Below are 458 nucleotides of genomic sequence, written 5' to 3'. Positions count from 1 at the left end.
GCTGGTCGGTGGTGTGACTGTCATTCAGACTCCGGATGTGTTCGTGGAGATCTCGCGTCAGCGGGGTCTTGCGCCGGACGGCCGGAGCAAGTCGTTCTGTGCGGGTGCGGACGTGACGGGTTGGTCCGAGGGTGTCGGCATGCTGCTCGTGGAGCGGTTGTCGTCTGCGAGGTCTGCCGGTCGGCAGGTCCTGGCGGTGGTGCGGGGCACGGCGGTCAATCAGGACGGTGCGTCGAACGGTCTGACGGCGCCGAACGGGCCGTCGCAGCCGCGGGTGCTCCGGGCGGCGTTGGCGCAGGCGGGGGTGAACCCGCAGGACGTCGACGCGGTCGCGGCGCGTGGCAGGTTGATGCAGGCCCTTCCGGCGGGTGGGGCGATGCTCGCGGTGGGTGCTTCCGAGGCGGAGGTGCTGGCGGCGTTCCCGGATGTGGACGTTGCGGTGGTGAACGGCCCTGGGC

1 protein-coding gene is annotated in these 458 nt (G+C 71.0%); it reads left to right on the top strand.

Translation table 11 applies throughout. The annotated features are described in order from the left end of the window. Positions 1-458 (top strand): beta-ketoacyl synthase N-terminal-like domain-containing protein (locus PUR56_RS16840; RefSeq protein WP_329949540.1); only part of this gene is annotated, 458 nt, incomplete at both ends.

It is taken from the genome of Streptomyces sp. BE303 (genome assembly GCF_036290945.1).
Taxonomy (GTDB): Bacteria; Actinomycetota; Actinomycetes; order Streptomycetales; family Streptomycetaceae; genus Kitasatospora.
Note: the sequence above shows the minus strand (reverse complement) of the source record. Positions and strands in the feature narration are given on the sequence as shown.